Genomic DNA, 19909 nt, shown 5'->3' on the forward strand with positions numbered 1-19909 from the left:
CTCGGGGCAGTCGATCGGGGGTGTCAACCCCTCTCGGCGACTTTCCTCACGGCGTGAACTTGCTTGTACCGGAAGGAAGTAGCGGATCCTCCCAGCTCAGGACCGCTGCCCGGACACCCCCGGCCCGGCCTCCGCTCAGGCCCGCAGTCCGGCCGGGGCGGCGGCGTCCACCGCCCCGGCGTGCGACACCGCCGCGTCCGCCCGGAGCGGGAACTCCCCGCCGGAGTCCAGGAAGTCGGAGAGCGGCAGGGTCGCCGCGCCCACCGTGACCGCCGCCGGGCCGAGCGTGCCGAGCACGATCTCGGTCTGCTCGCGCGGGAAGCGCAACGCGTACTCGGTGGCGGCCGCGCGGATCCCGGGCAGCAGCCGGGGGCCGAGCAGCAGTCCGGCCCAGCCGCCGATCACGATCCGCTCCGGGTTGAACAGGTTCACCAGGTCGGCGATGGCCGCGCCGAGGTACTCGGCGGCCTCGTCGAGCAGGGCGACCGCGGCCGGATCGCCCGCCCCGGCGGCCGCCAGCAGGGCCGCCAGCCCGGCCTTCTCCCCGCCGCCGGGCGGTGCCGCGCCCCACCGCGCGACCAGCGCCTCGGCCCCGACGTACGCCTCCAGGCAGCCGCGCGCGCCGCACCGGCAGCGGCGTCCGCCGACGTGCACCTTGGTGTGGCCCCACTCGCCCGCACTGCTGGTGGCGCCCCGGAAGCGGGCGCCGTCGGCGATCACGCAGGCGCCGACGCCGGAGCCGAACAGGGCGACCACCGCGTGCCGGGCGCCGCGCCCCGCGCCGAACCACATCTCCGCCTGGCCGAGGGTCTTGGCGCCGTTGTCGACGAACAGCGGCAGGTCGGTGCCGGCCCGCAGCATCCGGCCGAGCGGGACCGCGTCCCAGCCGACGGTCTGGCCGTGCACCACGGCGCCCGCCCCACCGCCGAGGTCCGGCCCGATGCCCCGCCCGACGGCCCCTCCCCCGACGACCCCCTGCTCGACGATGCCGGGCACGCCGACGCCCACGCCGAGCACCGTGCCCGGGTCGGTCCCGGTGCGCTCCAGCACCTCGGCCAGCCCGGCCAGGATCAGCTCCGCGACATGGCCCGCGTCGTGGCCCCGGTCGTCCAGCGGCCGGTCGCTGGCGGCCAGTTCGGTCCTGGCCAGGTCGAACAGCGCGACCCTGACCTGGGTCTCGCCGACGTCCACCCCGACCAGGTGGGCCCGGCCGGCGGCGACCCGGAGCAGGATCCGGGGCCGCCCGCCGTCCGACTCCACCGAGCCGCACTCCTCGATCAGGCCGTCGGCGAGCAGCTCGCCGGTCACATTGCTGATCGATCCGCCGCTCAGCCCGGTGATCGAACCGAGCTCCTGGCGGCTGAGCGGCCCGTCGAAGTACAGCCGCCGCAGCAGCGTGGACCGACTGCCTCTGCGCAGGTCACGCACCGTCTTCTTGCCTCGCGCGGTCATGGGATCTCCCTCCTGCCCCGAATCTATCGCTGTCCGAACCCTTGACGGAAGCTTTTCTCACACGTTAAATCACGCCTCGAATTAAGTATCGCAGCATCGGACTTCACCCGAAGAGGGGATCCCTCCATGCCCATCGTCCGCACCGCCGCCGCCGGCGTGCTGGCCACCGCGCTCGTTCTCACCGCCACCGCCTGCGGCGGGGGCTCCGCCTCCGGAGGCGGGGGCGACAGCAGCCCCGGCACCCTCACCTACTGGGCCTCCAACCAGGGCACCAGCCTGGAGAACGACCGCCAGGTGCTGGAACCCGAGCTGCGGAAGTTCGAGCAGCAGACCGGCATCAAGGTGAAGCTGGAGGTCGTCCCCTGGTCGGACCTGCTGAACCGGATCCTCGCCGCCGCCGGCTCCGGCCAGGGGCCCGACGTGCTCAACATCGGCAACACCTGGTCCGCCTCGCTCCAGGCCACCGGCGCCCTGCGGCCCTTCGACGCCGCCACCCTCGCGAAGACCGGCGGCAAGGAGCGCTTCCTGCCCGCCGCCCTCGCCTCGGCCGGCGCCGCCGGCCAGGACCCGGCCGCCGTCCCGCTCTACTCGATGGCCTACGGCCTGTACTGGAACAAGAAGCTCTTCGCCGAGGCCGGGATCGACCGCGCGCCGGCCACCTGGGAGGAGCTGGTCGCCGACGGCAAGAAGCTCACCACCGGCGGCCGCTACGGCCTCGCCGTCGAGGGCGGCAACATCAGCGAGAACGTCCACCACGCCTTCACCCTCGCCAAGCAGCACGGCGCCGACTTCTTCGACCCGTCCGGACGCCCCGCCTTCGACAGCCCGGGCGCCGTCGCCGCGGTCAAGCAGTACGTCGACCTGCTCGGCACCGACCGGATCGCCGCCGCGGGCAACGCCGAGTACGCCAACAACCAGTCCGTCACCGACTTCGCCACCGGCAAGGCCGCCATGCTGCTGTGGCAGGCCGCCGGGGCCAACCTCAAGTCCCACGGCATGGCCGCCGAGGACTACGGCGTCGCCCCCGTCCCGATCCCCGCCGGCGCCACCGGCGAACGCGCCACCACCTCGATGGTCGCCGGGATCAACCTCGCCGTCTTCCGCGCCACCAAGAACACCGAAGGGGCGCTGAAGTTCGTGTCGTTCATGACCGGCACCGAGGAGCAGACCGTGCTCAACAAGGCCTACGGCACCATCCCCCCGGTCGTCGAGGCCCAGCGCGACACCGCCTTCGCCACCCCCGAACTCGGCACCCTGGCCGCCGTCCTGGGCCAGAGCGCCCGCCCACTGCCGCAGGTGCCCGCCGAGAGCCAGTTCGAGACCCTGGTCGGCACCGCCGTGAAGAACCTGCTCGCCTCGGCCGCCGCCGGCAAGGCCGTCACCGAGGACGGCGTCCGCTCCGAACTCACCCGGGCCCAGCAGCAGATGCCGGCCAACTGACGTGATCCGAGGCCGAATCGACCGACTGCGCCGACGCGCAGGAACCACCGCCCTCCCCTATCTGCTGCTGCTCCCCGCCCTGCTGCTCGAACTCGCCGTCCACCTGGTGCCGATGGTGCTCGGCACCGTGATGAGCTTCAAGCGGCTCACCCAGTTCTTCATCCGCGACTGGACCGCCGCCCCCTGGGCCGGACTCGCCAACTTCCGCACCGCGGTGGACTTCGACGCCCCCGTCGGCCGCGCCCTGCTGCACTCCTTCTGGGTCACCTGCGCCTTCACCGTGCTGGCCGTCGGCCTCTCCTGGCTGATCGGCACCACCGCCGCCGTGCTGATGCAGGACACCTTCCGCGGCCGCGGCCTGCTGCGCGCCGTGTTCCTGCTGCCCTACGCGCTGCCGGTCTACGCGGCGGTCATCACCTGGTCGTTCATGTTCCAGCGGGACACCGGCCTGATCAACCACGTCCTGCACGACCAGCTCCACCTGGTCGACGACAAGCCGTTCTGGCTGCTCGGCGACAACAGCTTCGTCGCCCTGGTCACCGTCTCGGTGTGGCGCAGCTGGCCGTTCGCCTTCCTGACCCTCACCGCCGGGCTCCAGAACATCCCGCGCGACCTCTACGAGGCGGCCGCGCTGGACGGCGCCGGCGTGTGGCAGCAGATCCGCCGGATCACCCTGCCCTCGCTGCGGCCGGTCAACCAGGTACTGGTGCTGGTGCTCTTCCTCTGGACCTTCAACGACTTCAACACCCCCTACCTGCTGTTCGGCCGGTCGGCGCCCGCCGCGGCCGACCTGATCTCCGTGCACATCTACCAGTCCTCCTTCGTCACCTGGAACTTCGGCGCCGGCTCGGCGATGTCCGTGCTGCTGCTGCTGTTCCTGCTGGTGGTGACGGGCGGCTACCTGCTGCTCACCTCGCGCCGGAAGGACGCCACCGCGTGATCGACCCGCCCGCCTCGTTCCGGTGGCTGCGCCGCGTGCTGCTCGCCGCGCTCACCGTCTTCACGCTCGTCCCGGTCCTGGTGATGCTCGGCAGCTCGCTGAAGCCGCTCCAGGACGTCCAGGGACCGTTCCGCTGGATCCCCAGCACCGTCACCCTGCGCCCCTACGCGGACATCTGGCGCACCGTGCCGCTCGGCCGCTACCTGGTCAACTCCCTGATCGTGGCCGGTGGTTCGACGATCTGCTCGGTCCTGGTCGCGATCGTCGCGGCGTACGCGGTGAGCCGCTACCGTTTCCGTGGCCGGCGCTTCTTCACGGTGACGGTGCTGTCCACCCAGATGTTCCCCGGAATCCTGTTCCTGCTCCCGCTCTTCCTGCTCCTCGTCAACGTCGGCAACGCCACCGGGGTCGCCCTGTACGGCAGCCGCGGCGGTCTGATCCTCACCTACCTGACCTTCTCGCTGCCGTTCTCGATCTGGATGCTGGTCGGCTACTTCGACTCGATCCCGCGCGACCTGGACGAGGCCGCGCTGGTCGACGGCTGCGGGCCGGTCCGGGCCCTGGTGCGGATCATCGTCCCGGCGGCGGTGCCCGGCATCGTCGCGGTCGCGGTGTACGCCTTCATGACGGCCTGGGGCGAGGTGCTGTTCGCCTCGGTGCTCACCAACGAGGAGACCCGCACCCTGGCCGTCGGCCTCCAGGGCTACGCCACGCTCAACGACGTCTACTGGAACCAGGTGATGGCCGCCTCGCTGGTGGTCAGCGTCCCGGTGGTGGCCGGCTTCCTGCTGCTCCAGCGCTACCTGGTCGCCGGACTCACCGCCGGGGCCGTCAAATGACCGGCGCCCCGCACCCCGACGCCCGCCGCCACCTCCTCCACCACCACCCCGAGAGGCCCGCCATGACCGACCCCGGCACCCGCCTGGACGCCCTGCCCGACGACTTCCTCTGGGGAGCCGCCACCGCCGCCTACCAGATCGAGGGCGCGGCCGGCGCCGACGGACGCGCCCCGTCGATCTGGGACACCTTCGCGCACACCCCCGGCCGGGTGGCCGGCGGCGACACCGGCGACACCGCCTGCGACCACTACCACCGCTGGCCCGAGGACGTCGCGCTGATGAGCCGGCTCGGCCTCGGCGCCTACCGGTTCTCGATCGCCTGGCCGCGCGTGGTGCCGCTCGCCGACGACCGGGTCAACCAGGCCGGCCTGGACTTCTACGACCGGCTGGTGGACGGCCTGCTGGCGGCCGGGATCCGCCCGTTCCCGACCCTCTACCACTGGGACCTCCCGCAGGCCCAGCAGGACCGCGGCGGCTGGCCCGTACGGGACACCGCCGAGCGCTTCGCCGAGTACGCCGCCGCGGTCGCCGCCCGGCTCGGCGACCGGGTCACCGACTGGGCGACGCTCAACGAGCCGCTCTGCTCGGCCTGGATCGGCCACCTGGACGGCGCGATGGCCCCTGGACTGACCGACCTCACCGCCGCCGTCCGCGCCTCCTACCACCTGCACCTCGCCCACGGCCTGGCCGTCCAGGTGCTGCGCGAGAACGTCCGGGACGCCCGGATCGGCATCGTCAACAACCTCAGCCCGATCGAGCCGGCCACCGACTCGCCGGCCGACCTCGCCGCCGCCGTCCGCGCCGACGGCCACGTCAACCGCTGGTGGCTCGACCCGATCCACGGCCGGGGCTACCCCGAGGACATGCGGCGGGTCTACGGCGTCGACCTGCCGGAGCGGGCCGGGGACCTCGACCTGATCGCCGCGCCGCTGGACTGGCTGGGCCTCAACTACTACTTCCGCCAGATCGTCGCCGACGACCCCGCCGGACCGGCCCCGTACGCCCGCCAGCTGCCCGGCCCCAACCGGGAACACACCGCGATGCCCTGGGAGGTGCACGCGCCCGGCCTGGAGCAGCTGCTGCTCCGGCTCACCGAGGAGTACGACGCCGAACGGATCTACGTCACCGAGAACGGCTCGGCGTACACCGACTCGGTGGGCGCCGACGGCAGCGTCCACGACCCGGAGCGGACCGCCTTCCTGGCCGACCACCTCGCCGCCTGCGCCCGCGCCGTCGACCGGGGCGCGCCGCTGGCGGGGTACTTCGCCTGGTCGCTGCTCGACAACTTCGAGTGGGCGTACGGGTACGCGAAGCGCTTCGGGCTCGTCCACGTCGACTACCCGACCCAGCGCCGCACCATCAAGTCCAGCGGCCACCACTACGCGCGGCTGATCGCGGCGCACCGGGGGCGGTAGGGGCCCCGGGGCTCCCGGGGCGGGCGGGGCGCACGGGGGTGCCGGGAAGCTGCCGGTCGATCTGCCGCCACCCGCCGTTCCGACGGCCATAACCTGGGCGCCCGGCGCACGGGAACGAACTGATGCGCCGTCAGAACGATGGCCCCACCGGGCCGCCCCGCACGTCCGGAAGGATCCCGAACCCCGCCATGACCAGTCTCCGCACCAGAGCCGCGGCCCTCGCGGCCGTCGCCGCGATCGGCTTCGCCACCTTCGCCTCCGGCACGGCCACCGCCGCCCCGGCCCCGGCCGCCCCCTCGACGGCCGGGGCCCCCGCCCTCGCGACGGCCGCGCTCACCCCGCCCACCCGCATCCCCGGCAACACCTCGATCGGCCGCAACCAGGCCTGGTACTCGCCGAACGGCAAGGTCATGCTCGCCATGCAGGGCGACGGCAACGTCGTGCTGTACCGCGACGGCAAGGCGATCTGGGTCGCCCAGGGCGCCATGCCCCGCGGCGAGTTCCTGGTGATCCAGGGCGACGGCAACCTCGTCGTGTACGCCGCCGACAACACCCCGCTGTGGAACAGCCAGACCGGCGGCAAGTGGGGCGCCGAGCTGACCATCTACAACGAGGGCGCGATCGCGGTCGAGCTGAACGGCAAGGTCCTGTGGACCTCCGCGCCGCCCCAGCTGCCGCCGTGCCCGCCGTGGGGACCGCCCTACCCCGGCCAGATCATCCCGCCGTGGTGCCCGGTCTGGCCCTTCCCCTCCTGACCGTCCCCGGCCGTCCGTCTCCCGCCCGCGTCGTGCGGACGGGAGACGGACGGCCGCGGCGCCCGGCTCACTCCACCGGCTCCAGCACCTGCCCGGCCTCCTCCTCGGCCCCGACCCGCCGGAACGCCGCCGCGGCCGCCTCCCGCGTCTGTGCGACCTCCCCCGGGTCACGTCCCAGCGCGGCCAGGCAGGCCGCCAGCTCCTTGAGCGCCTCGCCCTCCCGGTACGGGTCCGCCATCCCCCGGAACACCTCCACCGCCCGCTCGACGGCGGTCGTCCCGGCCGCCGGGTCGCCCTGGGCCCGTAGCGCCGACCCGAGGTTCATCAGGGCGATCGCCGCGCGGTGCCGGTCGCCGATCTCCTCGTGCAGGGCGAGGGACCTCCGCTGCGCCTCCACCGCCTCGTCGAAACGGCCCGCCTCCCGCAGGATTCCGCCCAGGCTGTTCCAGGCGACGCCCTCGTCACGCCGGGCACCGGTCTCCTGGAAGATCGTCACCGCGACTCGTTCCATCTCCTCCGCCTCGTCGAGCCGGCCTGCCTTGTGGAGCGTCTGGCCCAGATTGTTCCTGACCATGCCCTCACGGTGCCGGTCTCCGATCTCCGGGACGATCGCCAGGGCGGCCCGCTGTTCCTGCTCCGCCTCCTCGAACCGCCGCAGTCGGTGCAGGACGGCGCCGAGGTTGTGGCGTGCCGTGAGCTCGCGGTACCGGTCGCCGATCTCCCGGACGATCGCCAGGGCGGCCCGCTGTTCCACCTCCGCCTCGTCGAACCGCCGCAGCTCCAGCAGGGCCTGCCCGTGGTTGCTCCTGGCCATCGCTTCGTTGCGCGGATCGTCGTCGTCCTCGCAGAGGCCCACGGCGGCCCGGTGCAGTTCCTCCGCCTCCTCGAACCGCCGCTGTTCGTGCAGGACGACACCGAGATTGCTCCCCGCCGTGGCCTCGCCGCACCGGTCGCCGAGGTCCCGGAGCATCTCCAGCGCGGTCCGCTGCGCCTCCTCCGCCTCCTCGTACCGCCCCAGCTCACCGAGCACCCGGCCGAGATTGCTCCAGGCGGTGCCCTCACGCTGTTTGTCGCCGACCTCCCGCAGAACGGTCAGCGCCGTGCGCGCGGCCTCCTCCGCCTCGACGAAACGCCGTTGCAGGACGAGGGTGCCGCCCAGGTTGCTCCGGGCCGTGCCCTCGTAGAACCGGTCACCGAGCCCCTCGAAGATCTCCAGGCAGGCCCGCTGCGCCTGTTCCGCCTCCTCCAGTCGCCACCGGTCCTGAAGGAATTGGCCGAGGTTGTTCCAGGCGGTGCCTTCGCGCGGGCCGTCGCCGATCTCCTGGGCGATCCTCAGCGCGGTCCGCTCCGCCTCCTCCGCCTCGGGGAAGCGCCGCTGGTCGTGCAGGACAACCCCGAGGTTGGTCCAGACGGTGGCCCCCTGACGGGAGTTGCCCGGTGGAGGCATCACGGCGAGGGCTGTTCGCAGTGCCTCCTCCGCCTCCCCGAGTCGCCGCACCTTCTGCAGGCTCTGGCCCAGGTTGTTCCAGACCGTGGACTCGGCGCTCGGGTTCCCGACCTCCCGGAGCAGGTCGAGCGCCGTCCGCAGTGCCTCCTCGCCCTCCTCGAACCGCCGCTGCTCACCGAGCGCCTGGCCGAGTACGGCCCAGGCGGCGGCCCGCGCCTCCCGGTCGTCGGAGTCCAGCAGGTCCAGCGCGGTCCGCTGCGCCTCCTCCGCCTCCTCGAAGCGCCGCAGCTCGACCAGGACGCGGGCCAGCCCGGTCCCGGCCGCAGCCTCGTTGCGGCGGTCCCCCTGGGCGCGGGCGCTCTCCAGGCCGGCCGAGGCGACCGCCAGCCAGTCCGTCAGGTGCCGGCGCAGATTGAAGTACTCGCCCAGGGTCGCGGCCAGCAGCTGGGCGAGGTCGTACTGCTTGCCGCCGTGGGCCAGCTGGACGGCGCTGACGAGGTTCATCCGCTCGGTGTCCAGCCACTCCAGTGCCTGCGCGCGGCTTCCGAACAGCCCCTCGCCCGAGGGCTCCTCCGGGACCAGGAACTCGGCCGCGGCCTCGGCGTGGTCGGCGTAGTACCGGAGCAGGCGGGCGATCGCCATCCCGCCGTGGAGCCGGTGGAACCGGCGGGCACCGAGCTGCTCGACGGCGTAGAGGCGGACGAGGTCGTGCATGTGCCAGCGGTCCGTGGCGGGATCCTGCCTGATCAGGCTGGCCCTGGCCAGCGCGAGCAGCCGAGCGCGGACGTCCCTCGGTCTCCCGGTCCCGGAGAGCGCCATGGCGACGGCCGTGGACATGTCCGGGCCCGGGTTGAGCGTCAGCAGCCGGAACAGCTCGGCCTGCGGCGGTGTCAGGCGCCGGCACGAGGCCTCCAGAACGGTCCGCACCGCGCGGCGGCCGTCGTCCAGGGCGTCCAACCGGCTCTCCTCGGCCTCCAGTCCGGCCACCAGGCCGGCGACTTTGAGGGCCCGGTCGGTCGCCAGCTGCGCGGCGGCCAGCCGCAGTGCCAACGGCAGGTACCCGCACAGCTCCGCGACCCGCGCGACCCCCTCGGGATCGGCGGCGATCCGGCCGTCGTCGGGAAGCACGGCCCGGACCGCGCCGCCGAGGAGCTCCTCGGCGGCGGCGGGGGTGAGGACGTCGAGGTCGAACAGCCGGGCGCCGAGCGCCGAGAGGTCGTCGCGGCTGGTGATCAGCAGCCGGTTCGGCCCCGCGCCGGGCACCAGATGCTCGACCTGTTCGGCCGAGGCGGCGTTGTCCGCGACGACCAGCACCCGCTCGCCCGCCCGGGTGCGGGCGGCCAGTTGCGCCCGGTAGAGGCCGGCCCGGTCGTGCTGCTCCGGCGGAATCTGCGCCGATTCCGTTCCCAGCGCGTGCAGCATGGCGACCAGCGCCTGGCTCGGATCGAGGGGCTTGTCGTCGTAGCCGCGCAGGTCGAGGAAGAGCACACCGGTGAACAGACCCCGGTCGAGGGCCGCGTGGGCGACGGCCAGGGCGAGCGTGGTCTTCCCGACCCCGCCCATCCCCTGCACCGAGGCCACCTCCGCCGTCGTCCCCGCCCGGGCGGTGCGCGCCGCCGGGTCGAGGAAGGCGATCAGTTCCTCGAAGTCCCTTTCCCGGCCGGTGAGATCGGCGGCGTCCAGGGGAGGCGGCGGCGGGAGCTCGGGCAGCCCGGCCCGCCCCGACCCGGCACCCTCGGGGGGCACGACGGTCTGCCGTTCGATGTAGGTGTGGTTGACCGTGACACTGGAATTGCTGCCGACGGCGTTGTACTTGAGGTCCCGTCCGGCTGCCACCGAGTCGTCGCCGACCTCCACCCGTACCGGGCCGCTCTCCGCCGCCGGGGGCGGAGACTGGTGCGGCAGGACGGGCCCGCCGTCCTCGCCGACGTCCGGAGCGGCGACGGCGCGCCGACCCGACGTGCCCGCCGAACGCTGCTTGGATCTGCCGGAGTTGCGTCGACGCCCCGACTTGCGGGTCACCCGACCTCGCTCTCGTCGCCGATCGCGTTGCCGATCATGTCCCTGCCCGCCGTCACCGACCCCTTGCCACCGCCCACGACCTGGGTCCCGCCAGCCGGCGCACCGGGCTGCGGCACACCGGGCTGCGGCCCGGGAGCCGGAACGACCGGGGCAGCGCTGACCTGGCTGCGCGCGCCGATCGCGTTGCCGATCATGTCCCGACCCGCCGTCACCGACCCCTTGCCACCCCCTACGACCTGGGTCCCGCCCGCCGGCACGCCGGGCTGCGGCACACCGGGCTGCGGCCCGGGGGCCGGAACGACCGGGGCACCGGTGGCCCGGCTGCCCTCGCCGATCGCGTTGCCGATCATGTCCCGGCCCGCCGTCACCGACCCCTTCCGGCCGCCACGCACCTTCGTCCGCGCGCCCGGGGAGGAGGAGCCCTGCAGCTGCCACAGGGCCAGGACGAGACCGATCAGCGCGACCACCGCCCCGACCACGCTGGCCACCCGGTCCGCCGTGTCCAGATCCACCAGCACGGCGACCAGGACCAGACCGGCAACACCTGCCGCGCACAGCCCCACCAGGCCGCGCAGCGCCCACACCCGCCCCGAAGCACCCATCCCGCAACTCCCTTGCCCGTACGCGGCGACCGCACCGTCACCGAACGCCGCCAGGATGCCACCCGACCACTGAGTTTGCATCAGTTTCCGTGCAGGGAGGACGAGGTACCGACCACTCGGTCAGGAGTACCGAAGCGCGGCGCCCCCGGCGCCCCCCGGCGCCGGGGTCGGTCAGCCGAGCTTCTTCGCACCCTGGACGGCCTTGGCCAGGTCCTCCAGCAGCGGGGCCGCGCCCAGCCAGGAGAACCTCGGCACCGCGTCCCACGGGGTGACCTGGCCGGCCTTGACCGCGGGCAGCGCGGACCAGGCGGGCTTGGCCGCGAGGTCGGCGGGCTGGAGGGCGGTGCTGCGGTTGTCGAGCAGGATCAGGTCGGCCCGGTACTTGCCGGCGTTCTCCCAGCTCAGACTCTCGAAGTAGCCCTGCGGGTCGAGCGCGTCCGGGACGACGAAGTCGACGCCCAGCTCGCGGAAGTACATCAGGTCGGTGCTGACCGCCGGGTTGGTGACGTAGAAGAGGTCGGCACTGCCGGAGGCGGCCATCACCTTGAGCCCGCCGGCGGCCTTCGCGGCCTGCCGCAGGGTCTCCGCGGCCGCCTCGAAACGGGCCTTGGCCTCGGCGACCCGCCGGGCGTTCAGGTCCGCGCCGAGCGACTCGGCCAGTGCGGCGTAGCGCTTGATCGGCTCGGGCAGCGGGACCCGGGCGGTGGTGACGGCGACGCCGGGGGCGAGGGCGAGGATCTTGTCCTTGCTCTCGTCCGGCACGTACCAGAGGGCGTCCGGGTCGTACATGTGGGTGACCAGGAGGTCGGGGCGCAGCGCCGCGTACTTCTCGATGCCGAACTCGCCCCAGGCGTTGCCGACGATGGTGACCTTGTCGATGTCGAGGTCGCCGGCGGCCGGGTCGGCCTTGCCGTCGGCGCGCCTGGTCTCGCCGAAGACACCGACGATCCGGTCGGCGAGTCCGAAGTCGTGCAGGGCGGCGGCGGTGCCGGTGAAGGCGACGATCCGGTGCGGGGTGCTCTTCGCGGTGACGGCCCGGCCCCGGTCGTCGGTGAAGGACCAGGCCCTGCCGTCGGCGCCCCCGCCGTCCGGGCCCTTCGTGCCGCTCCCGCCCCCGCTGCCGCAGGCGGCCAGTGCGGCGCCGAGGCCGACGGCGCCGGCGGCGGTGAGGAGGGTTCGGCGGGTGGGTCGCCCGGGGGTCGGGAAGCCGGGGTTGGGCATGGGGGTGCCTTTGTTCGGTGGTGGGAGTGGTGAGGGTTCCGGGGTGGGTCGCACCCCGGGTCGAGACTTAGGTTAGCCTAACCATAGTCACCGACCGTCGACCTTCCGTCGGCTCCCCGTCCCCCCACCGTTCCCACCCCGGTCCCCGGAGCACCCCACCATGCACGACGTCACCGCCCGCCCGGGACCGCCCGCTCCGGCCGTGCCCGCCGGCCGCCGCCGCAACCGGACCCGCGCCCTCGGGCTGCTGGCCGCGCTCGCACTGCTCACCGCCGCCGCGGTGCTCAGCATCGCCGTCGGCGCCAAGGCCCTCTCCCCCGCCGAGGTGTGGCACGGCCTCACCGACCCCGCCTCCCCGGCCTACCCGGTCGTCAACCGGATGCGGGTCCCGCGCACCCTCCTCGGACTGCTCGCCGGCACCGCCCTCGGCCTGGCCGGCGCCGTCATGCAGGCCGTCACCCGCAACCCGCTCGCCGACCCCGGCCTGCTCGGCATCAACGCGGGCGCCTCCGCCGCCATCGCCACCGCGATCGCCTTCCTCGGCGTCGGCGGCTTCACCGGCTACGTGTGGTTCGGCCTGGTCGGCGCCGGCGTCGTCTCCGCCCTCGTCTACGCGGTCGGCGGCGGACGCCGGGCCACCCCCGCCCGGCTCGCCCTGGCCGGCTCCGCCCTGAACGCCGCCCTCTACTCCTACGTCGGCGCCGTGATGCTGCTCGACTCCGCCTCACTGGACCGGATGCGGTTCTGGACCATCGGCTCGCTGGCCGCCGCCGCACCCGGCACCGTCGCCGCCGTCGCGCCGTTCGTCCTGGTCGGCGCGGTACTCGCGTTCGTCCTCGCCCGTCCGCTGAACGCGCTCGCCCTGGGCGAGGACTCCGCCAGGGCCCTCGGCGCCCGGCCCGCCCGGGTCCGGGCCGGCGCCGTGCTCACCGTCACCCTGCTCTGCGGCGCCGCCACCGCCGCCTGCGGACCGATCGTGTTCGTCGGCCTGACCGTGCCCCACCTGGTCCGCGCCCTCACCGGCCCCGACCTGCGGTGGATGCTGCCGTACTGCGCCGTGCTCGCGCCGCTGCTGCTGCTCGGCTCCGACGTGCTCGGCCGGATCCTCGGCCGCCCCGGCGAACTCCAGGTCGGCCTGGTGACCTCCGTGCTCGGCGGCCTCTTCTTCCTCCTCCTCGTCCGTCGCGCGAAGGCGGCCCGCACATGACCGACCTCACCCGCACCCGCACCCTGCGCACCCCCGGCGGACTCTCCGTCCGCTACCGCCCCCGCACCGTCCTCGCCGTCACCGCCTGCCTGTCCACCGCGATCGCCGTCGCCGTGGCCACCCTCGGCAGCGGCGACTACCCGCTCACCCCGGGCGAGGTGCTGAGCGCCCTCACCGGCGGCGGCGACCCCGCGGCCGACTTCGTCGTCAACGAACTGCGGCTCCCCCGGGTGGTCACCGCCCTGCTCACCGGCGCCGCCCTCGCCCTCTCCGGCGCCGTCCTCCAGGCCCTGGTCCGCAACCCGCTCGGCAGCCCCGACATCCTCGGCCTCACCCAGGGCGCCACCACCGGCGCGCTGCTGGTCGTCGCCACCGGCGGCAGCAGCCTCGCGCTGGCCGGCGGGGCCGTCGCCGGCGGCACCGCCGCGGGCGCGCTGATCCGCGCCCTCGCCCGGCGCGGCGGCACCGGCGGGCACCGGCTGGTCCTGGTCGGCATCGGCGTCGCCGCCGTGCTCGGCGGCGTCAACGGCTACCTGCTCACCCGGATCCAGCTGATGGAGGCCGCCCGCGCCCTGCTCTGGCTCACCGGCAGCCTCGACGGACGCGGCTGGGACGACGCCCTCCCCCTGCTCGCCGTGCTCGCCGTGCTGCTCCCGGTGGTCCTGCTCGCCTGCGGCCCCGGCCTGCGGATGCTGGAACTCGGCGACGACACCGCCCTCGCCCTCGGCGTGCCGGTCGAACGGATCCGGCCCGCCCTGCTGGCCTGCGCCGTCCTGCTCGCCTCGGTCGCGGCGGCCGCCGCCGGACCGGTCTCCTTCGTCGCCCTCACCGCCCCCCAACTGGCCCGGCGCCTCACCCGTGCCCCCGGCCCCAACCTGTTCGCCTCCACCGCGATGGGTGCGGCCCTGCTCGTCGCCGCCGACCTCGCCGCCCAACACGCCTTCGGCCAGCGGCAGTTGCCCGTCGGCGTGGTCACCGGCGTCCTCGGCGGCGGCTACCTGGTCTGGCTGCTGGCCGCCGAACGCCGGGCCGGCCGGCTGTGACCGCCACCGCGTCCGCCCACCCCTCCTCGCCCTCGCCCTCGCCCTCGCCCTCGCCCGAACGGGACCCCGCCATGCCCCTCGTCGCCGCCACCCCGCGCCTCACCGCCCGCGACCTCACCCTCTCCTACGACCGGCGGACCGTCGCCGAGGGCCTGGACGTCGAGATCCCCGACGGCTCCTTCACCGTGGTCATCGGCCCCAACGCCTGCGGCAAGTCCACCCTGCTGCGCGCCCTCGCCCGCGTCCTGCGCCCCACCCGCGGCACCGTCCTCCTCGACGGCGCCGACCTCGCCCGCCTCCCCGCCCGCCGGGTCGCCCGCACCCTCGGCCTGCTCCCCCAGTCCTCGGTGGCCCCCGACGGCATCACCGTCGCCGACCTCGTCGCCCGCGGCCGCCACCCCCACCAGGGCCTGCTGCGCCAGTGGTCCCGCGAGGACGAACGGATCACCGAGGAGTCGATGGCCGCCACCGGCGTCGCCGAACTCGCCGACCGCCCCGTCGACGAGCTCTCCGGCGGCCAGCGCCAGCGCGTCTGGATCGCCATGGCGCTCGCCCAGCAGACCCCGCTGCTGCTCCTCGACGAGCCCACCACCTACCTCGACATCAGCCACCAGATCGAGGTCCTGGACCTCTGCGACCGCCTCCACCGCACCCAGGGCCGCACCCTGGTCGCCGTCCTCCACGACCTCAACCAGGCGGCCCGCTACGCCACCCACCTGATCGTCATGCGCGAGGGCCGGGTGGTCGCCGCCGGCGACCCGGGCGAGATCCTCACCGCGGAGCTGGTGGAGGAGGTCTACCGCCTGCCGTGCCGGATCATCCCCGACCCGGAGACGGGAACACCGCTGGTCGTCCCGGCGGCCCCGAAGCGGAACTGACCGACCCCGACCGATCGTTTCGGACCGACCTTCGAAGGCGCCGGAGGCAGAGCAGGACAGCATCCGATCCGAACCGTCCGTCGGAACGGACCTCGAACTGCCCGCTCACGGTGGGCCGGTGTCGTCGTGCCCGTGTCTCCCAGCGGCCGGTTGTCCCGTGTGTTCCGCTGTCTCACTGGGCTCGGAGGAGGGCCGCGGCCGCGGTGGTGGGGTAGTGGCGGACGCGGTTGCCGTCACGTCGGCTGGTGACGAGTCCTGTCTCTCGGAGCACGGTGGCGTGTTCGGAGGCGGTGGCGAGGGCGACGTCGGTGCGGTGTGCGAGGTCGCTGGTGGTGAGTCCCGGAGCGGCGGCGATGGTCCGCAGGAGGGCGGCTCGGGTACCGCCGAGGAGCCGGCCGAGAGCTTCCCCGTTGCGGGTCCGCAGGTCGGGACCGCCTGCGGTGAGCGGGTGGGCGCTCTGGGGGTCGAAGGGCAGCGGGTACGCCAGGACGGTCGGGCTGCCGGTGTCGTCGCCGAGGCGCACCCGGGGCAGGGGGCCGCAGAACAGCATCGGGGCCAGGCGCAGGCCTCGTCCGGCCAGGTCGACGTCCGCGTCCGTCGGGGATCGCACGGTCAGGACGGGTGGTTGCCAGGCGACGGCGGGATGTACCTGGCGGAGCAGGGCGTCGACGCCGTGGTGGGTCAGGACAGTGCGCTTGTGGCCGATGTCGGCGTCCAGCGCGGCCTGGATGCGGAGCTCGTGCGGGGTGACGGCGATCCGGTTCCAGGCGGTCAGCGCGTCGGCGACGGCGGTCATGGTGTCGCTGTCGCCGTCCGCGAGGCCGCGCACCCAGCTGGGCAGGCGGGTGGTGGTGCCGAGGCGGACGAGGTCGGTGCGGAGCCGGCGCCTGGAGGTGGCGCGGACGGCCTCCACCGCGGCGGCGGCGTCGCCCGGGTCGCCCCGGAGGACCGGGGTGAGGAAGTCCGGGATCCAGCCGTGGGCCGGTACGAGGTCGCGGAGCGGGCGGACGGCGGCCGGTATCCGGCCTCGCAGGCCTTCCCGCCACGGTGCGAAGCGTACGTGCTGGTCGGTGCGGGAGAGCGCCTGCAGGGCCAGCACCGCCTCGCTCAACGGTGGTGGCGAGTCATTGAGCGTGATCTTGGACAGGTCCTCGAAAGTGAGGTGAAGCCTCAGCACCGCATCGCCCCCGTGTCGTGCCCATCGGCGTCCCTGATGCTACCGGCCGGTTTCGGGCCGCGCCGAAACTCCGTGCGACCCCGTGGGAGCGCTGCCAGGCTCGGTCCCACCGGTTCCGGTACCGGACCACCGACCGTCCACTCCTGTCAACGGAGACCTCATGCGCCCTCGTTCACGCACCGCGGTCACCGCGGTCACCGCGGTCCCGGCGGGCCCGGGTCACGGGACCGCGCGCGGATGAAGGACTTGAGTCGTTGGCGACAGGAACACCGTGCCAAGGAGCGCTCCCGGGAGCCGGGGCGCCGGAGAACTACGGAGGGAACAAGCATGGGCAACGACAGGAAGATCAGGTTCGGCCTCGCTGCCGCGTTCGGCACGGCCGCCGTCCTCGCCCTGGGCGCCAACCCGGCCTTCGCGCAGGAAGGCAACTTCACGGTGGGCAGCGGTTCCTGCGTGGCCCTCGAAGAGATCCAGCTCCAGTCGACCAGCACCGGGTGGCACGACTACATGGAGGCCAACCCGATCCAGGCCTCGGCGACCGACCCCTACTGGTGTCGCTTCAGCCTGATCGACAACGGCCAGGAGGTCTGGCACTCGACCGGTGCCGGCTCCGGCTGGTGGTACGACGGACCTGGGCACAGCATGCAGGTGTGCGTCGAACGCTGGTACAACGGCACCCGTCAGACCCACTCCTGCGGTCCGCTCAACTGAGTTCGCACGCCCGACCGTCGGGGCCCCATACCCGCCGGTCGGGCCGGGCGTCCCGTTGGTCGGACGCCCAACTGCCGGCGCACTCCATTGGGCATGCGACCAACCGGTCGGACACCCCGGTTGGTCGCATGCCCAACACTCCGGACACCCCGTTGGTCAAGCACCCAACCCGCCATCGGGCCCGCCCGGCACACCGGTCGGGCCCGATGGACCGTCAGTCGTTCTGTCCCGAGGGGGCGTTCGCGGCCCCTTCGGCCGGAGCGCCCGCCGGAGCGTTGGCAGGAGCCGTGGCCGGAGCGTTGGTCGGCGGGTGGGCCGGGGCCGAGGTCCGGCCACCACGGGTGCCGTTGGTCGGGGAACCGGTCGGCGAACCCGTGGGGCTGCCACTGGCGCTGCCGCTGTCCTTCGGGTCCTTCCGGGGGGCCGGGTCGGGGATGTCGGCCATCGGCATGGTCTGCTTGGGCGTCCCGCGCAGGGCCTCGTTCATCGCGTCCCGCCAGATCGGCCCGGGGCCGTCGGCGCCGAAGACCTCCTTGCGGTACTTGCCGTTGATGCTGATGTTGCGCATCTCCACACCGCCGTTGGGGCCGCCGATCCAGACCGAGGTGGCGAGCTGCGGGGTGTAGCCGCTGAACCAGGCGGCCCGCTTCTTGTCGGAGGTGCCGGTCTTGCCGGCGATCTGCCGGTCCCCCTCCAGACCGAGGTCGCGGCCGGTGCCGGTCTCGGTGACGCCGTTGAGAACGGCGTTCAGCACCTTGGCGGTCTCCGGGGAGAAGGCCTTCTCGCAGTGGGCGGGCGGCACCGGCACGTCCTTGCCGTCGACGGTGGTGATCGAGGTGACGGCGAGCGGGGCGCAGTAGGTGCCGTTGGCGGCGAAGGTCGCGTAGACGCCGGCCATGCTCAGCGGGCTCACCTCCTCGACGCCCAGGGCCATCGCGGGGACCTCCTCCAGCGGCTTGCCGCTGGCCTTGGTGGCGATGCCGAGCTTGTTGGCCATCTGCTTGATCGCGCAGAGGCCGATCTCCTGCTCCATCTGCACGAAGTAGGTGTTGACCGAGAGGGCCATCGCCTCCTTCAGCTGGTACGGCCCCTGCTCGTTCGCCGACTCGTTGGGCACCACCGCCTTGGGCTTGGAGTTGTTCTTCCAGGTGCCCTCGCAGGTCTTCACCGTCGGGTACTCGAGCTTGTTCGGCGAGGGGTACTCCTGGGTGGACGTCAGGCCCGCCTCCAGGGCCGCGGCCACCACGACCGGCTTGAAGGTGGAACCGGGCTGGAAGCCGTTGCCGCCGCCCATCGCCGCGTCGACGTTGAAGTTGACGACGGTCTGGTTCTTGGCCGAGGAGAGGCCGTACGGGCGGGTCTGGGCCATCGCCAGGATCTTGCCGGTGCCCGGCTCGACCATGGTGGCGGCGGCCGACACCGGGTCGGTGACCCGGACATTGGAGCTGACCGCGTTCTGGGCGGCCGCCTGCTTGTCCGGGTCGAGGGTGGTGCGGATGTTCAGACCGCCCTGGTCCCAGAGCTTCTTGCGGTCGGCGGCGGTGGCACCGAAGGCCGGGTCCTGCTTGACCACGTGCCGGACGTAGTCGCAGAAGAAGCCCATGCCCGCCTTGGCGGTGATGCAGCCGTTCTGCGGGTCCTTGTAGTTCAGGCCCAGCGGGGCGGCCTTGGCCTCCTTGGCCTGGTCGGCCGTGATGTGGCCGTTCTCCAGCATCTTGTCGAGCACCGTGTTGCGCCGGTTGAGCGAGGCCTGCGGGTGCGCCTTGGGGTCGTACTGGGACGGGTTCTGCACCAGGCCCGCCAGGGTCGCGGCCTCGGCGACGGTGAGGTCCTTGTTGCTCTTCCCGAAGTACCGCTGGGAGGCGGCCTCGACACCGTAGGCGCCGTTCCCGTAATAGGTGATGTTGAGGTAGTTGGTGAGGATCTGGTCCTTGGTCAGGTCCTCCTCCAACTTGATGGCGATCTTCAGCTCCTGGATCTTGCGGCCCAGGGTCTTGCGCTGCGCCTCCCGGACCGCCACCGGGTCGTCGCCGGCCTTCTCGACGTTCACGTTCTTCACGTACTGCTGGGTCAGCGTGGACGCGCCCTGCGCGGTGGTGCCGCTCTCCGCGTTCTTGCTGATCGCCCGGAGCACGCCCTTCGGGTCGACGGCGCCGTGCTCGTAGAAGCGGGCGTCCTCGATGTCGACCTGCGCCTGCCGCATCAGCGGGGACATCTGCTCGGCGGTGAGCACGGTGCGGTCGCGCTCGTAGACCTTGGCGATCAGCCCGCCCTTGGCGTCGAAGATCTGGGTCGCCTGGGTGAGCGGCGGCGTCCTGAAGTCGTCCGGGATGTCGTCGAACCCCTCCGCCGTGTTCTTGGCGGACAGCCCGAGCGCGCCGACGGCGGGCAGGGCCATGCCCGCCAGCAGCGCGCCGGACACCACACTGACGCCCAGGAAGGTCGCGCTGTGGCGGACCAGCCGCAGCGGCGAGTTCCGGGCCGGCTGCGGCGTCTCGTCCTCGGGCGAGCTCCAGATCGGGGGAGTGTTCGATTCCATGCCGGAATGCTAATCCTCGTCCGTGAGCGCTCGAACCGGTTTTCCCCCGGGATTGTCACAGCCGGGCAACAAATCCCCGAGAAGGATCCCGACGGAACAATCGGTGCACGAACTCTATTGCCGCGCCGGAACTTTCGCACCGGTACTGCCCGGGGCCGCGGGCAGGGCCCGGCACTGTATTGACGCCCCGGACGGGCGAAAAGGTTGCACACGCCCGCCGC

15 protein-coding genes are annotated in these 19909 nt (G+C 73.3%); 9 read left to right on the plus strand and 6 right to left on the minus strand.

What is annotated here, in order from left to right; translation table 11 throughout:
- Window positions 1-135 precede the first annotated feature (135 nt).
- The gene (locus ACW14Y_RS07685; protein ID WP_456986323.1) at window positions 136-1452 is read right to left on the minus strand and encodes an ROK family protein; all 1317 of its coding nucleotides are present in this window, start codon (window positions 1450-1452) and stop codon (window positions 136-138) included.
- A gap of 126 nt (window positions 1453-1578) precedes the next feature.
- Between ACW14Y_RS07685 and ACW14Y_RS07690 the strand changes: the two genes are divergently transcribed.
- The 5 genes from ACW14Y_RS07690 (at window position 1579) to ACW14Y_RS07710 (ending at window position 6841) form a co-directional block, all read left to right on the plus strand.
- Window positions 1579-2892, plus strand: a complete 1314-nt coding sequence (locus ACW14Y_RS07690) for an ABC transporter substrate-binding protein (RefSeq protein WP_380306147.1) — start codon at window positions 1579-1581, stop codon at window positions 2890-2892.
- Between the two features lies 1 nt (window position 2893).
- The gene (locus ACW14Y_RS07695) at window positions 2894-3832 is read left to right on the plus strand and encodes a carbohydrate ABC transporter permease (RefSeq protein WP_380306149.1); all 939 of its coding nucleotides are present in this window, start codon (window positions 2894-2896) and stop codon (window positions 3830-3832) included.
- A complete protein-coding gene (locus tag ACW14Y_RS07700) occupies window positions 3829-4671 on the plus strand; it encodes a carbohydrate ABC transporter permease (RefSeq protein ID WP_030396936.1) in 843 nt (280 codons plus the stop codon). Before ACW14Y_RS07695 ends, ACW14Y_RS07700 begins: the two co-directional genes overlap by 4 nt.
- A gap of 62 nt (window positions 4672-4733) precedes the next feature.
- The gene (locus tag ACW14Y_RS07705; RefSeq protein WP_456988101.1) at window positions 4734-6086 is read left to right on the plus strand and encodes a GH1 family beta-glucosidase; all 1353 of its coding nucleotides are present in this window, start codon (window positions 4734-4736) and stop codon (window positions 6084-6086) included.
- A gap of 188 nt (window positions 6087-6274) precedes the next feature.
- Entirely contained in the window at window positions 6275-6841 is a 567-nt protein-coding gene (locus tag ACW14Y_RS07710) for a hypothetical protein (protein WP_266276467.1), read from the plus strand.
- Window positions 6842-6908: 67 nt separating this feature from the next.
- On the opposite strand, the gene ACW14Y_RS07715 is transcribed toward ACW14Y_RS07710, so the two are convergent.
- From ACW14Y_RS07715 to ACW14Y_RS07725, 3 genes are all read right to left on the minus strand, one after another.
- Window positions 6909-10310, minus strand: coding sequence for a tetratricopeptide repeat protein (locus tag ACW14Y_RS07715; protein ID WP_456986324.1), 3402 nt, complete (start codon window positions 10308-10310; stop codon window positions 6909-6911).
- Window positions 10307-10912 (minus strand): hypothetical protein, encoded by a 606-nt coding sequence (locus ACW14Y_RS07720; protein WP_456986325.1) that lies wholly within the window; start codon window positions 10910-10912, stop codon window positions 10307-10309. Before ACW14Y_RS07720 ends, ACW14Y_RS07715 begins: the two co-directional genes overlap by 4 nt.
- Window positions 10913-11083: 171 nt before the next feature.
- Entirely contained in the window at window positions 11084-12133 is a 1050-nt protein-coding gene (locus ACW14Y_RS07725; protein ID WP_456986326.1) for an ABC transporter substrate-binding protein, read from the minus strand.
- 160 nt (window positions 12134-12293) lie between these two features.
- Here ACW14Y_RS07725 and ACW14Y_RS07730 point away from each other — a divergent pair, with 160 nt between their 5' ends.
- The 3 genes from ACW14Y_RS07730 (at window position 12294) to ACW14Y_RS07740 (ending at window position 15261) form a co-directional block, all read left to right on the plus strand.
- Window positions 12294-13340, plus strand: a complete 1047-nt coding sequence (locus tag ACW14Y_RS07730; RefSeq protein ID WP_456986327.1) for a FecCD family ABC transporter permease — start codon at window positions 12294-12296, stop codon at window positions 13338-13340.
- Entirely contained in the window at window positions 13337-14383 is a 1047-nt protein-coding gene (locus ACW14Y_RS07735; RefSeq protein ID WP_380440115.1) for a FecCD family ABC transporter permease, read from the plus strand. Before ACW14Y_RS07730 ends, ACW14Y_RS07735 begins: the two co-directional genes overlap by 4 nt.
- 71 nt (window positions 14384-14454) lie before the next feature.
- Window positions 14455-15261, plus strand: coding sequence for an ABC transporter ATP-binding protein (locus ACW14Y_RS07740; RefSeq protein WP_380311388.1), 807 nt, complete (start codon window positions 14455-14457; stop codon window positions 15259-15261).
- A gap of 172 nt (window positions 15262-15433) precedes the next feature.
- Here the strand turns inward: ACW14Y_RS07740 and ACW14Y_RS07745 are convergent, their stop codons facing one another.
- Window positions 15434-16438 carry a helix-turn-helix domain-containing protein gene (locus ACW14Y_RS07745; protein WP_456986329.1) on the minus strand — a complete coding sequence of 335 codons (1005 nt, stop codon included), beginning with the start codon at window positions 16436-16438 and terminating at the stop codon, window positions 15434-15436.
- Between the two features lie 327 nt (window positions 16439-16765).
- Here ACW14Y_RS07745 and ACW14Y_RS07750 point away from each other — a divergent pair, with 327 nt between their 5' ends.
- Complete coding sequence (locus ACW14Y_RS07750) at window positions 16766-17149, plus strand: hypothetical protein (RefSeq protein ID WP_380394226.1); 384 nt, start codon at window positions 16766-16768, stop codon at window positions 17147-17149.
- A gap of 214 nt (window positions 17150-17363) precedes the next feature.
- On the opposite strand, the gene ACW14Y_RS07755 is transcribed toward ACW14Y_RS07750, so the two are convergent.
- Window positions 17364-19688, minus strand: coding sequence for a transglycosylase domain-containing protein (locus tag ACW14Y_RS07755; protein WP_402722133.1), 2325 nt, complete (start codon window positions 19686-19688; stop codon window positions 17364-17366).
- Window positions 19689-19909: the final 221 nt, after the last annotated feature.

This window comes from Kitasatospora sp. cg17-2 (genome assembly GCF_054031055.1).